Genomic DNA, 16746 nt, shown 5'->3' with positions numbered 1-16746 from the left:
CCCCCACACAGTTCCCGCCTCCAAAGGCGACGGACTACCACGTCACCACCGCCCCGAGCGGCACGCACCGGCAGGCGGCCTGCCGATGGCCGGCACTTCCGCGCCGCTGACCGGATTCGAGGAATGGCAGCTCGGCACCCGCCGCACGATCGCGGTCACCGTCGGCGGGCAACTGGTCTCGGTCGTCGCGGCAATCCAGTTCCTGCAGCTGTGCCGTCATTCCGGCTGGACGTGGGCCGCGCACATCGCGACGACGCTCGACGTCGGCTTCTCCGGCGGCTCGCTCGTGGCTCGCCGTGGCCGGCGCGACCCTGCGCACGCCGTGGCGGCTGCGGTTGCGGGCCGGGCTGTGCGTGTACGCGGGCGTCGCGATCGTGTACGTCGGCACGCTCGCCGATCTCGTGCACTTCTTCGCGCTGGCCCGGGCGTTGCCGCTCGGGCACCGGCTCGCGGGCCGGGCCCCGGTGGCCGAACCGGTGCGGCCGACCGTGCGTGAATGGTGGCTGCTCGCGTGTGCGGGACTGCTGCTGCTCGCGCTCGCGGAAGTGGTGATGTGGCTCGTTCCCGGTGACGGTCCGTTCGGCCCGTTCGACGCGGTTTCCCTGTCAGCGCCGGAAATCCTGCTGCTCTGCGTGATCGAACACAGGCTTTCGCTGTCCTTCGTGGACAATCTCTTGTGGACGGTCGAGCTGGTGCTGCTGATCGCGGCTGGGCGTTCCGGTCGCCCTCGCGCCGGCGGCGCCGCAAACCGGCACACGGCGGACCGGACGGCAGCCACGCGCGGCTTCTGCTGGGGCGCAACGGAGGCGGCACGATGTCGTGGATGACCACGTGGCCGCAGAACACGTACTTCGTCGCTTCCGACGGCGCCTCCTACCTCGCCCACCAGAGCCACGCCGGCGTCGCGATCGCGCTCGGCGACCCGGTGGCGCGAAGTTCCAGCCCCGGCGCGAACCGCTGTCCCTGGCCTACCGCGACGAAGCCGATCCGCCGCACATCTGGCCGGCGCTCGGACGCGCGTACCTGCAGGGCGCGGGGCTGAAGGACTTCGCGAAGCTGGCCTTGCGGCGTCAGCGCGTGGTGGGCGGCGGGGTGGTCGTGGACCGGTCGGCGGCGGGCACCGCGCGATAGCTCTCCAGCAGGCGGAGCAGATCGGCGCGGCTCGTGGTGTCGTCGGAGTAGGCGACCAGCACCACGGACTGCGTGGTTCCGGCCAGCGCGATCGCGCCGACCGTGACGTGCTCCTGGAGGCAGTCGTCGGCGCCGTCCTGTGTCACGTCGGCCAGCACCACCTTCGCCGGCCGGGTCGTGGTCTCGAGCTTCACGGTCGCGGCCTGCGCCGGCGCGTACGCGACCTTCGCGTCCGGGGCGTAGGCACTGCCGACGAGGTCGCCGACGGCTTTGCGCGCGGCAGCTTCGGCGTCGCCGAGGTCTTCGGTGGTGAGGCCGGACCCGCCGTGGCGGCTGTCGCTGCCGCAGTAGCCGCGGCCGACGGAAGCGCTGGTGGTCAGCTCGATCCCGGGTGAGGTCGCGCCGGCGTCCCAGCCGTGGACGACCCCGGGTTCGGGGGTCCACGGGGGCGGGACGTCGTAGGCGAGGCCGCCGTCACGCGAAGCCACGGACGACCAGCCCGTGACCACCGCGGGCACGACGACCCGCGGCTCCGGCTGGTACGTCAGCGGCCCGCGACCCGGTGTGGTGGTGGGGCTCGCCGGGTGGTGGCGGCCGGCGCCGAAGAAGTTCGTCACCCCCACGCCGACCGCCATCAAGGCCACGAGGATCCACAGCGCCCGCGACGGCCGGCCTTTCAGCCGCGTGGGTGGCCGGCCCGCCGGCCGGATGCGCTTCGGCTCGGCACGCGGCGCGATGCCGGACTCCTCGGCATACCCGGGCGTCACACCGGGCCAGGATGCGTCGGCGGGTTCGTACCCGCCGACGCCGGTGAGGGCGGCGTTGTCCTCGTAGCCGCCGTTGCCGTTGCCACCCTTACCGCGGCCGAAGAGCCCCACGGGCGTGCGTGGTCAGGAGCGGACGAGCTTGACCAGGTGGGCGACCACGGACTCGACCGGGATCTCCTCGCGCTCGCCGGTGCGGCGGTCCTTGACCTCGACCACGCCGTTGGCCAGGCCGCGCCCGACCACGAGGATCGTGGGCACACCCACCAGCTCCGCGTCGGCGAACTTCACGCCCGGGGTGGCCTTGCGGTCGTCGAACAGCACGTCGACGCCGGCGGCGTCGAGCTCGGCGACGAGCTTCTCGGCACCGGCCGCGATGGTCTCGTCCTTGCCGGCCACGACCACGTGCACGTCGTAGGGCGCCACCTCACGCGGCCACACCAGGCCGGACGTGTCGTGGTTCTGCTCGGCGAGCACGGCGACCAGGCGCGAGACGCCCACGCCGTAGGAACCCATCGTGATGCGGATCGGCTTCGAGTCGGGGCCGAGGGCGTCGACCTCGAACGCGTTGGTGTACTTGCGGCCCAGCTGGAAGATGTGGCCGATCTCGATGCCGCGCGCGGCGACGAGGGTGCCGTGGCCGTCGGGCGACGCGTCGCCCTCGCGGACCTCGGCGGCCTCGATCGTGCCGTCGGGCGTGAAGTCGCGGCCCGCGACGAGGTCCAGCACGTGGTGGCCGTCCTGGTCGGCGCCGGTCAGCCACGCGGTGCCGGTGACCACGCGCGGGTCGACGAGGTAGCGCACGCCGTTGTCCTTGAGCGCCTTCGGGCCGATGTAGCCCTTGACGAGGAACGGGTTCTTCCTGAAGTCCGCTTCCTCCAGCAGCTCGACCTCGGCGGGCTCGAGCGACGCTTCGAGGCGCTTCATGTCGACCTCGCGGTCGCCCGGCACGCCGACGCCCAGCAGCTCCCACTCCTTGGCGCCCGGCTGGCGGATCTTCAGCATCACGTTCTTGAGCGTGTCGGCCGCGGTGAACTCGCGGCCGAGGCCGGCGGCGTTGAAGAACGCCACGAGCGACTCGATGGTCGGCGTGTCGGGTGTGGCGTGCACCTGCGCGGCGGGCAGGCCCTCGATCGGGCGCTCGGCCGGCGCGGGCGTGACCACGGCCTCGACGTTCGCGGCATAGCCGGACTCCGTGCTGCGCACGTAGGTGTCCTCACCCGTCTCGGCGACGGCGAGGAACTCCTCCGACGCCGAGCCGCCCATGGCGCCCGACGTCGCGGCCACGACCACGTACTCAAGGCCGAGGCGGTCGAAGAGCTTCGTGTAGGCCGCGCGGTGGGCCTGGTAGGAGCGCTCGAGGCCCTCGTCGTCGAGGTCGAAGGAGTAGGAGTCCTTCATCACGAACTCGCGGCCGCGCAGAATGCCCGCGCGGGGGCGCGCTTCGTCGCGATACTTGGTCTGGATCTGGTACAGCGTGACCGGGTAGTCCTTGTACGAGCTGTACTCACCCTTCACGGTGAGCGCGAACAGCTCCTCGTGCGTGGGGCCGAGCAGGTAGTCGGCGCCCTTGCGGTCCTTGAGGCGGAAGAGGCTGTCGCCGTACTCCGTCCAGCGGCCGGTGGCCTCGTAGGGCTCGCGCGGCAGCAGCGCGGGGAACTGGATCTCCTGCGCGCCGATGGCGTTCATCTCTTCGCGCACGACCTGCTCGACGCGGCGCAGCACCCGCAGGCCCAGCGGCAGCCACGAGTAACCACCCGGGGCGACCCGGCGGACGTAGCCGGCGCGCACCAGCAGCCGGTGGCTGGGTACCTCGGCGTCCGCCGGATCCTCGCGCAAGGTGCGGAGGAACAACGACGACATCCTGGTGATCACTGCGGACTCCCTGCACTGAGAGACTGAAGACGCTGAGCGGGTTTGACCGACACAGGGTAGTCAACCCGCGTCCGGCCACTCCACCCGGTTATCGCGTGACCGCGGTTTTGTCGGTGCCCCGCGTTAGCGTCCCGGCCATGGCACTCGAACTGGGCATGATCACCATCGACTGCGCGGACCCCCAGCTCCTGGCGGACTTCTGGACGCAGGCGCTCGGCGTCGCGGTCGAAGCGGACTACGGACCTTTCGTGATGCTCGCGCGCCCGGGCGGCGGCGGGCCCGCACTGGCGTTCCAGCAGGTCCCCGAGCCGCGCACGGGGAAGAACCGCGTGCACGTCGACTTCTCGGCGCCCGACCGCGAGGCGGAGGTCCGGCGGCTGGTCGGGCTCGGCGCGTCGGAGCAGGAGCGGCACGCACAGCCGGGCATCGAGTGGACCGTGCTGGCCGATCCGGAGGGCAACGTCTTCTGCGTCGCGCAGGCGGGGGCGCACTAGGTTCGGGGGCATGAGCGCACGCGTACTCCTGCCCTGGACCGACATCGAGGTGCCCGAAGGCCTGGCCGCCGCGTACTACGACGGAGTGACCATGCCGGGCGAGGACCTGGCGGGCGTGGAGTTCTACGTGCTGCCCTACGACGCGGGGCGCGAGCCTGCGGAGCTGATCGGGAAGCTGCCCGCGCTGCGTGCGGTGCAGGCGCTGTCGGCCGGGGTGGAGTCGCTGGTGCCGCTGGTGCCCGAGGGTGTGGTGCTGGCCAACGGCCGCGGTCTGCACGACCTCAGCGTGGCCGAGCACGCGCTGGCGCTGATCCACGCCGCGCAGCGCGACCTGCCGCGGTGGTTCGCGCAGCAGGCCACCGGCTCGTGGGCGCGCGAGCACACGCGCTCCCTCGCCGACAGCCGGGTGCTGCTCGTCGGGTACGGCTCCATCGGCCAGGCGATCGAGCGCCAGCTGCTGGCGGCCGAGGCCGTGGTCACGCGGGTGGCGAGCCGCGCGCGTGCCGGTGTGCACGCGATCACCGAGCTGCCCGAGCTGCTGCCGGATGCCGACATCGTGGTGCTCGTGCTGCCCGAGACCGAGGGCACGAAGGGCCTGCTGGGCGCGGGTGAACTCGCCCTGCTGCCCGACCACGCGCTGGTGGTCAACGTCGGCCGCGGCTCGGCGATCGACACTTCCGCCCTGCTGTCGGAAACGTCCGCCGGCCGGCTGCGCGCCGCCCTCGACGTCGTCGACCCGGAACCCCTGCCGGCCGACCATCCACTGTGGAGGGTCCCGGGCGTCGTGATCACGCCCCACGTCGCCGGCGGCTCGGCTTCGTTCTACCCGCGCGCGAAGCGGCTGGTGGCGGACCAACTGCGGCGGTTCGTCGCAGGGGAAGAGCTGGTGAACGTGGTGACCTAGATCGCCGGCACGTAGCCGAACCCCGGGCCGGCGCGACCTCCTCACCGCCGCGAACGCCGATTCCCACCGCGCACCGGCCTCTGTACGGCGCCCGCCCGCCCAGCCGAACGCGGCCGCCGTGGCGGTTCACTAATCGCAGCGAACTAGATCGCCAGCACGTAGCCGTAGTACGTGTCCGCGACCTCGTACCCACAACGCTCGTAGATTCCCACCGCACTGTGCGCGTTGTCCGTGTCCACCGACAACGCCGACCGCTCGAACCCGGCATCCCGGGCGTGCGCCAGCGTGTGCCCCAGCAGGGCCGTCGCCACCCCGCGGCCCCGCAGCCGAGCCAGGGTGCCCACGTAGTCGACGTACAGCTCGCGCACGCCGGTGCCCGCGAAGTCCGCCGGGTGGAAGGCGCCCAGGACGAAGGCGACGACCTCGTCGTGGGCCGGGGACAGCAGCAGGAACGACAGGTCGCCGCGGAAGTCCTTGGCGCCGGTGATGCCGTGGCGCCAGGCTTCGGGTGACAGCTCGGCGCTGCCCCAGTGGCCGGCGAAAGCCGCGTTGCGGGCGATGCGCGTGAGGTCGTCGTAACGGAGGTCGAAGGCGACCAGCGCAAACTCGGGCGGCAGTGGCCGCGCGGGTGGCAGCGAGCCCAGGTCCGCGCGCATTTCCACGAACGAGCGGGCGCGCCGGAAGCCCGCGCGGGTCAGGGCGTCGAGGTACCAGTGCTCGTTTTCGTGGGCGCCCGCGTGGAGCTCCAGCGGCGCGTCGGGAAACGCCCGTGAATGCACGAGTTTGCCGGCGTCGAGGAACCACGCGGTGAGGTGCGCGGCGACCTCGGGGGTGCGGAAGCCGGGGTGCGTCGTGGCCTCGACGCGGGGCATGTGCACCGGGTCGGCGGCGTCGCGGCGGCGGATGGCGGCGTAGCTCACCAGGCGGTCGCCGGCCCAGCCGCCGGTGCTGGCGAGCGTGAGGTCGAGGTCGGGACCCTGCATTTCCTCGCGCAGGTCGGCGGCGGTGTAGTGCTCGCCGGTGCGGTCCACCTCCTCCGCGGCCGCGAACACGGCCGCGAGCGGCTCGGCGTCGCCGAGGGTGAGCGGGCGCCAGGTGAGCTGCATGCGGTCAGCGTAGGCGCGCGGTGACCGGCGGCGCACCCCGATTACCCTCGACGTGTGCTGGTGCTCCTCCCCCCTTCCGAGACGAAGGCCGACGGCGGCAAGGGCGCGCCGCTCGACCTCGACGCGCTGTCCTTCCCCGAGCTCAACCCCGTGCGGGCCAAGCTCGCCGACGCGCTCGTCGAGCTCGCCCGCGACGTCCCCGCGAGCCTGGCCGCGCTCGGCATCTCCGAGCGCCAGAGCCACGAGGTCGCGCGCAACGCAAGCCTGTGGACCTCACCGACGCTGCCCGCGCTGCGCCGCTACACCGGTGTGCTCTACGACGCCCTCGACATCAGCGGCTTCACCCGCGCCGGCCTCGAAAAAGCGCACCGCCGCCTGGCCGTCACGTCGTCGCTGTTCGGCGTGGTCTCGGCCACCGACCCGATCCCCGCGTACCGCCTGTCGGGCGGCAACAGCGTGCCCGCGCTCGGCACGGTGCGCAGCCTGTGGAAGCCCGTGCTCGAACCGGTGCTGCAGGACATCGAAGGCCTCGTGGTCGACCTGCGCTCGGGCACGTACTCGGCGTTCGCGAAGCTGCGCCCCGGCGCGGTGACGGTGAAGGTGGTCACGGAGGACGCGCGGGGCAACCGCACCACCGTGAGCCACTTCAACAAGGCTTACAAGGGCCGGCTGGCCGCCGTGCTCGCGACCACCCGCGCCGAACCGTCCACTGTGGACGAGCTGGTGAAGGTGATCACCAAGGCGGGCCTCACCGTGGAGCGCACCGGCGACCACGCGCTCGAATTGCTCACGGACGACTGAACCGCGAGGGCGAGCACGCCGTCAGCAGATCCGCCGGCAGGTCCTCCCCGAGCACCAGGGCGGCGATGAGCTTGCCCGCGTACGGCGCCAGCGTGAGCCCCGCGGGCCCGAAACCCGTGGCCAGGAACAGCCCCGGCGCGGCCTGCCCCAGCAACGGCAACGTGTCCGGCGTCGCGGGCCGGAAGCCCACGCGGGTCTCGGCGAGCGTCGCGGCGGCGAGCCCCGGCGCAACGGTCAGCGCCTGGTCCAGCACCTCGCGCTGCCCGGCGGCCGTCACGCGGTAGTCGAACCCGGAGTCCGTCTCGCGCGTCGCGCCCGCGACGACCCGTCCGCCCGCGAACGACAGCAGGTAGTGGCTGGAGCGCGGCAGCACCACGGGCCACGCGGACGTGTCGGTGTCCGGCACGTCGAAGTGGCTGATCTGGCCCCGCTGCGGTGCCACCGGCACGTCGACGCCGAGGGGTTCGGCCAGCGCCGCCGACCACGCGCCCGCGGCCAGCACCACGGCGTCGCCCGTGAGCTCCTCGTCGCCCGCGCGCACGCGCGAACCGGGCAGCAGCGACGCCTGCGCCGCCACGAACCGCGCGCCTCGCTGCTCCGCCGCGGCCACCAGCGCGGCCCGCATCACGCGACCGTCGACGCGCCCCGCGCCGGACAGGTGCACGGCGGACAGTTCGGGCGCCAGCGGCGGGAACAGCTCGCAGGCCTGCGCCGGGTCCAGCCGCCGCACCTCCCCCGCCTCGGGCGCCGTCGCAACCCGCTCGACGAGCCGCGCGTGCGCTTCGGCCAGTTCGTCCGGGGAAGCCGAGACGACCATGCCGCCCACGACCTCGTACGACGAATCCTGGCCCTGCTCACGCAACGCCGCGGCCAGCTGCGGGTAGTACGCACCGGCCGCGGCCGCGAGCGGGTAGATCGCGCTGTCCCAGCGCGAAGTCCAGGGGCTCACGATCCCCGCGCCGGCCTCGGTCGCGACGCCGGGCAGCCCGGCGTCCACCACCACGACGTCGGCTCCGCTGGTCACGAGGTGGTAGGCCGTGGCGGCCCCGGCGATCCCGCCGCCGATCACGATCACGCGCATGTCTTCACCCTGCCCGCTGTTCGCCGCGCCGTCGAGCGAGCACCGCCATCGCCGCGTTGTGGCCGGGAATCCCGCTCACGCCACCCCCGCGCACGGCCCCGGCACCGCAGAGCAGCACGCGCTCGTGCGCGGTCTCGACACCCCACTTCCCGACGTCGGCCGGATCTTGCGCGTACGGCCACGAAAGATCGCGGTGGAAGATGTGCCCGCGCGGCAGCCCGAGCTCGGCTTCCAGGTCCAGCGGCGTCTTCGCCTCCACGCACGGGTTCCCGGCCGCGTCACGCAGCAGGCAGCTCTCGATCGGCTCGGCGAGCACGCTGTCGAGCGACGCGATCGTGGCGCGCAGCGCTTCGGCCCGCGCGCGGTCATTGTCGGCCTCGAACAACCGCGCCGGCATGTGCAGGCCGAACAAGGTGAGCGTCTGCACGCCGGCCGCGCGCTCGGCCGGGCCGAGGATCGACGGGTCGGTGAGCGAATGGCAGTAGATCTCGCACGGCGCCACGGTGGGGATCCGGCCCGCGGCGGCTTCGGCGTACGCGGTCTCGAGCTGCGAGTACGTCTCGTTGACGTGGAAGGTGCCGCCGAACGCGTCGCGCGGGTCCACGGCCGCCTCCCGCAGGCGGGGCAGGCGCGAGAGGACCATGTTGACCTTGAGCTGCGCGCCTTCCGGGCGCGGACCCGAACCGGCGCCGGAGCCGAGCAGCCGCGCGAGCGTCTCGGGCGCGACGTTGGCCAGCACGTGACCACCGGCAGCCACCCGCTCGGCGCCGTCGAGGGTGTAGCGGACCTCGCCGTCCGGGGCCACCGAGAGCACCTCGGCGCCGGTCACGAGCGTGGCGCCAGCCGCCCGGGCGGCGTCGGCCAGCGCGCCGGTGACCGCGCCCATCCCGCCGACGGGCACGTCCCAGTCGCCCGTGCCGTTGCCGATCAGGTGGTAGAGCAGGCAGCGGTTCTGGCGCAGGTCCTCGTCGCCGGCGCCGGCGAAGGTCCCGATGAGCGCGTCGGTGAGCACCACGCCGCGCACGGTGTCGTCGTCGAACAGCGTGGTGAGCGTGTCGGCGATGGGCCGTTCGAACACCGTGTCCCACGCCGCGTCGTCGCCGAGGCGGGCTTTGAGGCTTTCGCGGCAGGGCAGCGGTTCGGTGAGCGTGTCGAACGTCGCCGCGGCCACCCGGCTCGCCCGCGCGTAGAACTCACCCCATGCGGCGAAGTCCTTTGTGGACCCGGTGACGGCGCGGAAGGACTCCGCGGTGCGCGTGTCGTCACCCGTGTCGACAAGGAGACCCGTGTCCCCGGACGGCGTGTAGGACGACATCCGGCGCCGCCGCAGCTCGACGTTCAGGCCGAGGTCGGCCACGATCTTCCGCGGCAGCAGGCTGACCAGGTAGGAGTAGCGCGACAGGCGCACGTCGACGCCGTCGAACGCGCGGAACGACACCGCCGCTCCCCCGATCTCGCCCCGCCGCTCCAGCACCAGCACCGAGCACCCGGCGCGCGCCAGGTAGGCCGCCGCGACCAGGCCGTTGTGGCCGCCGCCGACGATCACCACGTCGTGTTCCATGCCGCCGAGGCTAGGGCCCGGTAATTCGGTTGCGCGACCCCCGCGTGCCCGGGCATGCTGCGACGCGAACCGGCCGGGGTGCCGGCCGACGGGAGTCAGGAGGTGCGTCATGGCGATTGTCCGGGCGTTTGCCTGCCCACTTCCGTCCGCCCCTCTCGGCTAGAGCCGTTCGCGCTCGCCCGGTGGGGCACCCCGATCGAGGAGAACCCACCAGTGCGCGAGCACGACTACGAAGACCTTCACGCGTCCGATTTCGAGCAGCCCCGCCGCCGGGGCCGTTTCCGGGAAGAACCCGAGCCGACCCGCCGTGGCCGGCTCACCGAAAGCGAGCGCGTCCGCCTCGCCCAGGCCCGCGACGACGCCTACACCGAGACCGCCCTCCCGGACGGCGCCGACCGCTGGTCCACGTGGGGCGACGCCGAACAAGGACCGCACCCGAGGCCCGATTGGGTGATCACGGAGCTGGCGGCCGTCGACACCGACCTGGGCGTGCTCAAAACCGGCAAGGAAGCCGACGTGCACCTCCTGCGCCGCATGCTGCCAGACGGCGAAGGCGCCCTGCTGGCCGCCAAGCGCTACCGCAGCGACGAGCACCGCCTGTTCCACCGCGACGCCGGCTACCTCGAAGGCCGGCGGATGCGGCGTTCACGCGAGATGCGGGCCATGGCGGGCCGCACCTCGTTCGGGCGCAACCTGATCGCCGAGCAGTGGGCGGTCGCGGAGTTCGCGGCGCTGAGTCGCTTGTGGACGATCGGCGCGCCCGTGCCCTACCCCGTGCAGCGCCACGGGACCGAACTGCTGCTGGAGTTCCTCGGCGAGCCCGACGGCACGGCCGCACCCCGGCTCGCCCAGCTGCGTCCGGAGGCGGACGAGCTGACCGACCTGTGGGAACAGGCCGTGGCGGCGCTGGAGCTGCTCGCCACGCAGGGGCTCGTGCACGGCGACCTCTCGGCGTACAACCTGCTGGTGCACGAAGGGCACCTGATGGTGATCGACCTGCCCCAGGTCGTCGACCTCGTCGCGAACCCCCGCGGCCGCGAGTTCCTGGAGCGCGACGTGCGCAACCTCGCCGGGTGGTTCCAGGCCCGTGGCCTGCCGGAACGCGTCACGGCCGTCGATCCTCTCGTGGCGGACCTGGCCTACACCGCGGGGCTGGGCTGACGGGTGGGCGGCGGCGTGGCGCCGGGCCAGTCGAATGTGGCGCAGGACACTGCTGCGACGCCGCCCACAACCGGACACCTGGGTGCGAAGCAGAAGGCCTCACTCCGGTACAGTGAACACCGACCGCAACCGGCGGCGTGGATGAGTTGGTGTCCGTCGCCTCCAAAGCCCACTGACGGGCTCGCGGTGAAATCCGAAGCATTTCCATCGGCGCTCGATGGCGGCAACGTCGTGGCGCGCCGGGTCCGTCCCTGTGAACGCCCATTGCACACCATCTTGCCCTGCCTGCGAGCGGGCAGCCCGGGCCTCCTTGCGACGTGCCACGTCCGAGAGGCATAAGTGACAGTCACGTTCAATTCCGGTCATTCCGCTGCGTCGTCCCACTCGGGGCCGGGCCGCGGTGACCGTCACGACCGCAAGCCGCGCCAGCGCCCGGCTCGCGAGGACTTCCTTCGCGACGACACCGTCGAGACGGTCGCCACGAAGACCTGGGCCCAGCTGGGCCTGCCCGAGGAGCTGCTGCGGGCGCTTTCCGAGGCCGGCATCAACACCCCGTTCCCGATCCAGTCGGCCACGATCCCCGACGCGCTCGCGGGCCGCGACGTGCTGGGCCGCGCGCAGACCGGTTCGGGCAAGACGCTGGCGTTCGGCCTGGCCATCCTGGCCCGGCTCAACGGCGGCAAGGCCCGCCCGAAGCGCCCCCGCGCGCTCGTGCTGGTGCCGACCCGCGAGCTGGCCATGCAGGTGGCCGACTCGCTGACCCCGCTCGCCAAGTCGCTCGGCCTGTGGTGCCGCACGGCCGTGGGCGGCATGGCCTTCACCCGTCAGGCCGACGCGCTCTCCCGCGGCGTCGACCTGCTCATCGCCACCCCGGGCCGCCTGTCGGACCACGTCCGCCAGGGCACGGCGTCGCTGGGCGACTGCAACTTCATCGCCCTCGACGAAGCCGACCAGATGGCCGACATGGGTTTCATGCCGCAGGTGCGCGAGATCCTCGACCTCACCCCGCCGGGCGGGCAGCGGCTGCTGTTCTCCGCGACGCTCGACGGTGACGTCAACCGGCTCGTGAAGCAGTACCTGACCGACCCGGTCACGCACTCGGTCGCGCCGTCGACCGCGAGCGTGGACACGATGGACCACCACGTGCTCCAGGTGTCGCACCAGGACAAGCAGGACATCGTCACGCAGATCGGTGCCCGCGAGGGCCGCACGATCATGTTCGTGCGCACCAAGCACCACGTCGACCGCCTCACCGAGCGGCTGCGTGAGCAGGGTGTGCACGCGGCGGCGCTGCACGGCGGCAAGACCCAGGGGCAGCGCAACCGCGTGCTGGCCGACTTCAAGGAAGGCCACACGCCGGTGCTGGTCGCCACGGACGTCGCCTCGCGCGGCATCCACGTGGACGACATCTCGCTGGTGCTGCACGTGGACCCGGCCGCGGACCACAAGGACTACCTGCACCGCGCGGGCCGCACGGCGCGCGCCGGTGCGTCGGGTGTCGTCGTCACGCTGGTCACGCACGACCAGAAGCGCACCGTCCGCCGGATGACCGACCGGGCCGGCGTGCGCGCCGAGACCACGGTGGTCCGCCCGGGCGATGCGGAGCTCTCGCGCATCACGGGTGCGCAGGAGCCGAGCGGTGAGCCGGTGATCGAGCGTCGCCGCGAGACCCCGCGCCGCGGTGGCGGCCGTGGCTTCGGCGGTGGCCGCGAGCGCGGTGAGCGCGGCGGTTACGGCGAGAACCGCGACCGCGGTTACGGCGGCTCCCGCGAGGGCCGCCCGAGCTACGGCGGCCGTGGGCGTCAGCAGCGGTCCGGCAACGGTGCGGGTCGCCCGCAGCGCCCGGGCCGGCCGCAGCGCCGTGGTTACGACAGCTGAGTTCTTTCTGGAAAAGGCCCCGCTTCGGCGGGGCCTTTTTCGTTGTGTGGCAGGGCCCACGGTTTCCCGGCGGGCGCGGGTGGGACACTGCGGAACGTGAACGCCATCCCGCAGCTGCCGCCCGAGAACGTCTTCGACTGGCTCGACACCGAGGCCGAGAAGCGGGCGGACGCGGGCCTGGTGCGCAAGCTGCGGGCCCGCCCGGCGCAGGCGGACGAGCTCGACCTGGCCGGCAACGACTACCTCGGCCTGGCCCGCGACAAGCGGGTCGTCGGCGCCGCCGCGGCCGCCGCCATGCGCTGGGGCGCGGGCGCCACGGGCTCACGGCTCGTCACCGGCTCGACCGAGCTGCACGCCGAGCTGGAGCACGAACTGGCCCGCTTCTGCGGCGCCCAGGCGGCGTTGGTGTTCTCCTCGGGCTTCGCCGCGAACCTCGGCGCCGTGACGGCCCTGTCGGGCGCCGAGTCCGCGATCGTCACGGACAAGTACATCCACGCGTCGCTCATCGAAGGCTGCCGCCTCTCGCGCGCCGACGTGGCGGCCGTGGCGCACTCGACGCCGTCGGCGATCGAGCACGCGCTGTCCACCCGCCGCAAGCCACGCGCCCTCGTGGTCACGGACTCGGTCTTCTCCGTCGACGGCGACCTCGCCCCCCTGGGCGACCTGGCCGCCATCTGCCGATCCTCCGGCGCCGCCCTCCTGGTCGACGACGCCCACGGCTTCGGCATCCTCGGCGACGGCGGCCGCGGCGCCGTCCACGCGGCCGGCCTGTCGTCCGCCCCGGACGTGGTGACCACCCTGACGCTCTCGAAGTCCCTCGGCGCTCAGGGCGGCGCCGTCGTCGGTCCCCGGCGCGTGATCAAGCACCTGGTGGACACGGCCCGCAGCTTCATCTTCGACACGGCACTGGCGCCCGCCAGCGCCGCCGCCGCGCTGACGGCGCTGGGCGTGCTGAAGTCCGATCCGTCGCTGGCCGGCCGTGTGATCGACAACGCCGGGAACATCGCCCTGCAGCTCAAGGCCGCCGGCCTGCGCGCCAGCATCCCGGACGCCGCGGTGATCTCCGTGCAGGCCCCGTCTCCCGAGGCCGCCGTCGCGTGGGCGGAGTCCTGCGCGGACCAGGGCGTGCGCGTGGGCTGCTTCCGCCCGCCGTCCGTCCCGGACGGCATCTCGCGCCTGCGCCTCACCGCCCGCGCCGACCTGACGGAGGCCGACGTGGACCGCGCGGTGAAGGTCATCACGGCGACGGCACCTCGGGGCGCGGCTTCCTAGCCGGCCAGCTTCGGCTGCGCGCCCGCCGCGACCGGAGTTGTCTTGACGGGAAGCGCCCCCGGCGCGCCACCCGCGATCCACGCAGGCACCGGCGCTCACGGTGCGCGTCGCCGTCGCGCGACCCGCGCATTCGTCCACCGGGCGAACGCTGGTGTTTGGCTCGCCGAAGGCTTCGGCTTCGTGCCTCGCTGCGACCGGGACTGCTCTGGCGACATGAAACCGGCGCACGCGACCCTCGGCCGGTCGCCAGGCACGACCGCACAAAACACCAGCGCCATGGCGTGCCGGAGCGCTTCGGCTTCGTGCGAAGCACAGCTTCCTTCCCTGCACCAGGGCGAGTGCGCTCCGGCCCCGCGGCCTCCTAGCTCCCCGACGACTTTCCCGCACGACGCATGGTGATGTGCGGGATCCCGTCATCCAGGAACTCCGCGCCTTCCGCCACGAAGCCGAAACGCGCGTACAGCCCCTGCGCGTACACCTGCGAATCAAGCACGAACTCACCGTCCGAAGTGGCCAGCGCGGCGGCCATCAGCTGCGCCGCCCGACCACGCCCACGAGCCGACGCAGCCGTGACGACGCGCCCGATCCGCGCGACCCCACCCGGATCGGCCAGCACGCGCAAATAGGCACTGATCTCATCACCGGAAGCCAGCCACAGATGCCGAGTGGACGGCAGCAGGTCGCGGCCGTCCACGTCGGCGTAGGCGCATTCCTGCTCCACGACGAACACCTCGGCGCGCAGGCGCAGGATGGCGTAGAGCTGGGCGGCGGTGAGTTCGGGACCGGTGGCCTGAAGCAGGGTGCTCACGCGCCCTGCTTAACACACCTCAGCCGAGGATCCGCGGCTGGGACTGGGCGGCGATGTCGTCGGCGTAGGTGGACACGCGGGTGTAGACGCCGGGCTTGCCGGCTTTCGCGCAGCCGTCGCCGAAGGAGACGATGCCGATGAGGGTGTCGCCGACGACGAGGGGGCCGCCGGAGTCGCCCTGGCAGGCGTCGATGCCGCCGTCGGGGTAGCCGGCGCAGACCATGCTCGAGGAGTCGTAGGTGTCGTACGCCGTCTTGCACGTCGAGTCGCTGACGAGCGGCACGACGGCGCTGCGCAGGTAGTCGGAGCGGTCGCCGCCGTCGGCGACGCGGCCCCAGCCGAGGACGGTGGCCTGCGTGCCCGTGTCGTAGGCCGCGCGGTCGCTCGACGTGGCGACGCGCGCCGGCCGGTACGGCAGCTGCCCGCGCACGCTGAGCACCGCGATGTCGGCGCCCTTCGTCGGGTCGGAGAAGTCCGGGTCCACCCATTCGCGCGACACGCTGAGCACCACGCCGTCGCTCGTGCGCTTGTCCTGGCGGCCCGCGACCACGCGCACGTTGCTGCTCGGCAACGCCGCGGCGCAGTGCGCGGCCGTGGCGACCGCCGTGGAGCTCACGATCACCGCGCCGCAGAACTGGTTGCCGTTCTGGTCGGCGAGGTACACCGCGTACGGGTGGTCGGCCAGCGTCGCCTCGTCGCCGCCGACGATCCGCGGCTGGGCGCCCGACGGCGGAGCATCTTGAGCCGACGCCGTACTGACCGCGATCGGCACCGTCACCGCGGTCACGAGCAGGGCCCCAGCCGCGAGAAGGAGCGAACGGCGGAACTTGGCGGGCATGGGATTCCCCTATCGACCAGAACAGCAACAGCAACAGCGAGAAAGACACGAAGATCGCGGCGCGTGAACAAGCAGCCGCGATTACCCTAAACGGAGCAGGCCCGAAATGGTGTCACTGGAACGGGTGGACTGAGCGCTCACGGAGCGCGTTTGCTTTGCTGGTCCCATGCGACGGAGAGCGACGGCGGCGGCCGGCACCCTGATGGCATTCCTGCTGGTCGGCTGCACCACGCCGACGCCTCCCGCAGCACCGGAACCACCCTCACCGAGCGCGACGAGCCGGACCAGCGCGGCACTCCCGACAACTCGGACAGCGACGACCACACCACCCGTCACCTGGCAGGTGGGTGCACACCCGCTCCCCCGCCGTTCCGACGGCTTCGGCGAAATCCTCCCGACTCCACCCGAACTGGTGAACCGCGCCCTGCCGACGCGCGATTTCCTGCCGCCGCCCGGAAACGGGACCCCCTACACCTCGAAGGTCGAGACCGTTCCCGCCGACGTGCTGGCCCGCAGCACCTGGCAGGCCGCCTGCCCGGTGAAGGCGACGGACCTGCGGTACGTCACGCTGTCGTTCTGGGGCTTCGACGGCCGCGCCCACACCGGCGAGCTGCTCGTGAACCGCACCGGCGCACAGGCCGTCGTCACCGCGTTCGGGAAGCTCTTCGCCGCGCGCTTCCCGATCGAACAGATGCGCATCACGGGCCCCGAGGAACTCGACGCACCGCCCACCGGCGACGGCAACGACACGAGCGACTTCGTCTGCCGCCCCGTGCGCGGCGAGACGAATTGGTCGGCCCACGCGTACGGGCTGGCAGTGGACGTGAACCCGTTCTGCAACCCGTACACGAAGGGACCGCTCGTGCTGCCGGAGCTGGCGTCGGCTTATCTGGACCGCTCGCGCGTGCGGCCGGGCATGGTCGTCGCGGGCGGACCGGTCGTGCGCGATTTCGCCGCAGTCGGGTGGAGCTGGGGCGGCGCGTGGACCTCCCCGGTGGACCGGATGCACTTCACAGCCACCGGTCACTGATTCACGGGAACACCGAAGGAGGCGACTCGGTTGACTAGGCTG

Annotated in this window: 16 protein-coding genes; 9 read left to right on the top strand and 7 right to left on the bottom strand. The window is 72.7% G+C overall.

Annotated elements, in window-relative coordinates; translation table 11 throughout:
• The first annotated feature begins 296 nt into the window (after window positions 1-296).
• Together ACWEOE_RS11375 and ACWEOE_RS11370 are read left to right on the top strand one after the other, a co-directional pair.
• Window positions 297-827 carry a hypothetical protein gene (locus ACWEOE_RS11375; RefSeq protein WP_452007152.1) on the top strand — a complete coding sequence of 177 codons (531 nt, stop codon included), beginning with the start codon at window positions 297-299 and terminating at the stop codon, window positions 825-827.
• Entirely contained in the window at window positions 824-1042 is a 219-nt protein-coding gene (locus ACWEOE_RS11370) for a hypothetical protein (protein WP_452007150.1), read from the top strand. The genes ACWEOE_RS11375 and ACWEOE_RS11370 overlap by 4 nt, the downstream gene beginning before the upstream one ends.
• 28 nt (window positions 1043-1070) lie before the next feature.
• Here ACWEOE_RS11370 and ACWEOE_RS11365 read toward each other — a convergent pair whose 3' ends face one another.
• Window positions 1071-2009: a hypothetical protein gene (locus tag ACWEOE_RS11365; protein ID WP_452007148.1), complete on the bottom strand. Its 939-nt coding sequence runs from the start codon at window positions 2007-2009 to the stop codon at window positions 1071-1073.
• Between the two features lie 12 nt (window positions 2010-2021).
• The gene (locus ACWEOE_RS11360; RefSeq protein WP_452007146.1) at window positions 2022-3770 is read right to left on the bottom strand and encodes a proline--tRNA ligase; all 1749 of its coding nucleotides are present in this window, start codon (window positions 3768-3770) and stop codon (window positions 2022-2024) included.
• A gap of 137 nt (window positions 3771-3907) precedes the next feature.
• Between ACWEOE_RS11360 and ACWEOE_RS11355 the strand changes: the two genes are divergently transcribed.
• Together ACWEOE_RS11355 and ACWEOE_RS11350 are read left to right on the top strand one after the other, a co-directional pair.
• The gene (locus ACWEOE_RS11355) at window positions 3908-4264 is read left to right on the top strand and encodes a VOC family protein (protein ID WP_452007144.1); all 357 of its coding nucleotides are present in this window, start codon (window positions 3908-3910) and stop codon (window positions 4262-4264) included.
• A gap of 10 nt (window positions 4265-4274) precedes the next feature.
• A complete protein-coding gene (locus ACWEOE_RS11350) occupies window positions 4275-5168 on the top strand; it encodes a 2-hydroxyacid dehydrogenase (protein ID WP_452007142.1) in 894 nt (297 codons plus the stop codon).
• A 143-nt stretch (window positions 5169-5311) separates the two neighbouring features.
• Here ACWEOE_RS11350 and ACWEOE_RS11345 read toward each other — a convergent pair whose 3' ends face one another.
• Window positions 5312-6274, bottom strand: a complete 963-nt coding sequence (locus ACWEOE_RS11345; protein ID WP_452007140.1) for a GNAT family N-acetyltransferase — start codon at window positions 6272-6274, stop codon at window positions 5312-5314.
• 54 nt (window positions 6275-6328) lie between these two features.
• Here ACWEOE_RS11345 and yaaA point away from each other — a divergent pair, with 54 nt between their 5' ends.
• Complete coding sequence (gene yaaA / locus ACWEOE_RS11340) at window positions 6329-7075, top strand: peroxide stress protein YaaA (RefSeq protein ID WP_452007138.1); 747 nt, start codon at window positions 6329-6331, stop codon at window positions 7073-7075.
• Here the strand turns inward: yaaA and ACWEOE_RS11335 are convergent.
• Window positions 7062-8156: an NAD(P)/FAD-dependent oxidoreductase gene (locus ACWEOE_RS11335; protein WP_452007136.1), complete on the bottom strand. Its 1095-nt coding sequence runs from the start codon at window positions 8154-8156 to the stop codon at window positions 7062-7064. The two genes, yaaA and ACWEOE_RS11335, sit on opposite strands and share 14 nt — an antisense overlap.
• Window positions 8157-8160: 4 nt before the next feature.
• A complete protein-coding gene (locus ACWEOE_RS11330) occupies window positions 8161-9717 on the bottom strand; it encodes a phytoene desaturase family protein (RefSeq protein ID WP_452007134.1) in 1557 nt (518 codons plus the stop codon).
• 213 nt (window positions 9718-9930) lie between these two features.
• Between ACWEOE_RS11330 and ACWEOE_RS11325 the strand changes: the two genes are divergently transcribed.
• From ACWEOE_RS11325 to ACWEOE_RS11315, 3 genes are all read left to right on the top strand, one after another.
• Entirely contained in the window at window positions 9931-10878 is a 948-nt protein-coding gene (locus ACWEOE_RS11325) for a serine protein kinase RIO (RefSeq protein WP_452007132.1), read from the top strand.
• Window positions 10879-11217: 339 nt separating this feature from the next.
• Window positions 11218-12756 carry a DEAD/DEAH box helicase gene (locus tag ACWEOE_RS11320; protein WP_452007130.1) on the top strand — a complete coding sequence of 513 codons (1539 nt, stop codon included), beginning with the start codon at window positions 11218-11220 and terminating at the stop codon, window positions 12754-12756.
• Window positions 12757-12852: 96 nt separating this feature from the next.
• Window positions 12853-14028 carry an 8-amino-7-oxononanoate synthase gene (locus ACWEOE_RS11315; RefSeq protein ID WP_452007128.1) on the top strand — a complete coding sequence of 392 codons (1176 nt, stop codon included), beginning with the start codon at window positions 12853-12855 and terminating at the stop codon, window positions 14026-14028.
• 361 nt (window positions 14029-14389) lie between these two features.
• Here the strand turns inward: ACWEOE_RS11315 and ACWEOE_RS11310 are convergent, their stop codons facing one another.
• Together ACWEOE_RS11310 and ACWEOE_RS11305 are read right to left on the bottom strand one after the other, a co-directional pair.
• Window positions 14390-14836: a GNAT family N-acetyltransferase gene (locus tag ACWEOE_RS11310; protein WP_452007126.1), complete on the bottom strand. Its 447-nt coding sequence runs from the start codon at window positions 14834-14836 to the stop codon at window positions 14390-14392.
• A gap of 19 nt (window positions 14837-14855) precedes the next feature.
• Window positions 14856-15674, bottom strand: a complete 819-nt coding sequence (locus ACWEOE_RS11305; RefSeq protein ID WP_452007124.1) for a S1 family peptidase — start codon at window positions 15672-15674, stop codon at window positions 14856-14858.
• Between the two features lie 412 nt (window positions 15675-16086).
• Between ACWEOE_RS11305 and ACWEOE_RS11300 the strand changes: the two genes are divergently transcribed.
• Window positions 16087-16704: a M15 family metallopeptidase gene (locus tag ACWEOE_RS11300; protein ID WP_452007122.1), complete on the top strand. Its 618-nt coding sequence runs from the start codon at window positions 16087-16089 to the stop codon at window positions 16702-16704.
• Window positions 16705-16746 lie beyond the last annotated feature (42 nt).

The sequence above is a fragment of the Amycolatopsis sp. NPDC004368 genome, assembly GCF_053602515.1.
The sequence above is the reverse complement of the archived record's forward strand: the minus strand, read 5'-3'. Positions and strand labels throughout refer to the sequence as shown.

Excerpts from the sequence above, each read along its gene's own strand:
- ACWEOE_RS11355 (WP_452007144.1), top strand. The coding sequence starts at position 3,908 with ATGGCACTCGAACTGGGCATGATCACCATCGACTGCGCGGACCCCCAG.
- ACWEOE_RS11345 (WP_452007140.1), bottom strand. The coding sequence starts at position 6,274 with ATGCAGCTCACCTGGCGCCCGCTCACCCTCGGCGACGCCGAGCCGCTC.
- ACWEOE_RS11330 (WP_452007134.1), bottom strand. The coding sequence starts at position 9,717 with ATGGAACACGACGTGGTGATCGTCGGCGGCGGCCACAACGGCCTGGTC.
- ACWEOE_RS11305 (WP_452007124.1), bottom strand. The coding sequence starts at position 15,674 with ATGCCCGCCAAGTTCCGCCGTTCGCTCCTTCTCGCGGCTGGGGCCCTG.
- ACWEOE_RS11335 (WP_452007136.1), bottom strand. The coding sequence starts at position 8,156 with ATGCGCGTGATCGTGATCGGCGGCGGGATCGCCGGGGCCGCCACGGCC.
- ACWEOE_RS11370 (WP_452007150.1), top strand. The coding sequence starts at position 824 with ATGACCACGTGGCCGCAGAACACGTACTTCGTCGCTTCCGACGGCGCC.
- ACWEOE_RS11350 (WP_452007142.1), top strand. The coding sequence starts at position 4,275 with ATGAGCGCACGCGTACTCCTGCCCTGGACCGACATCGAGGTGCCCGAA.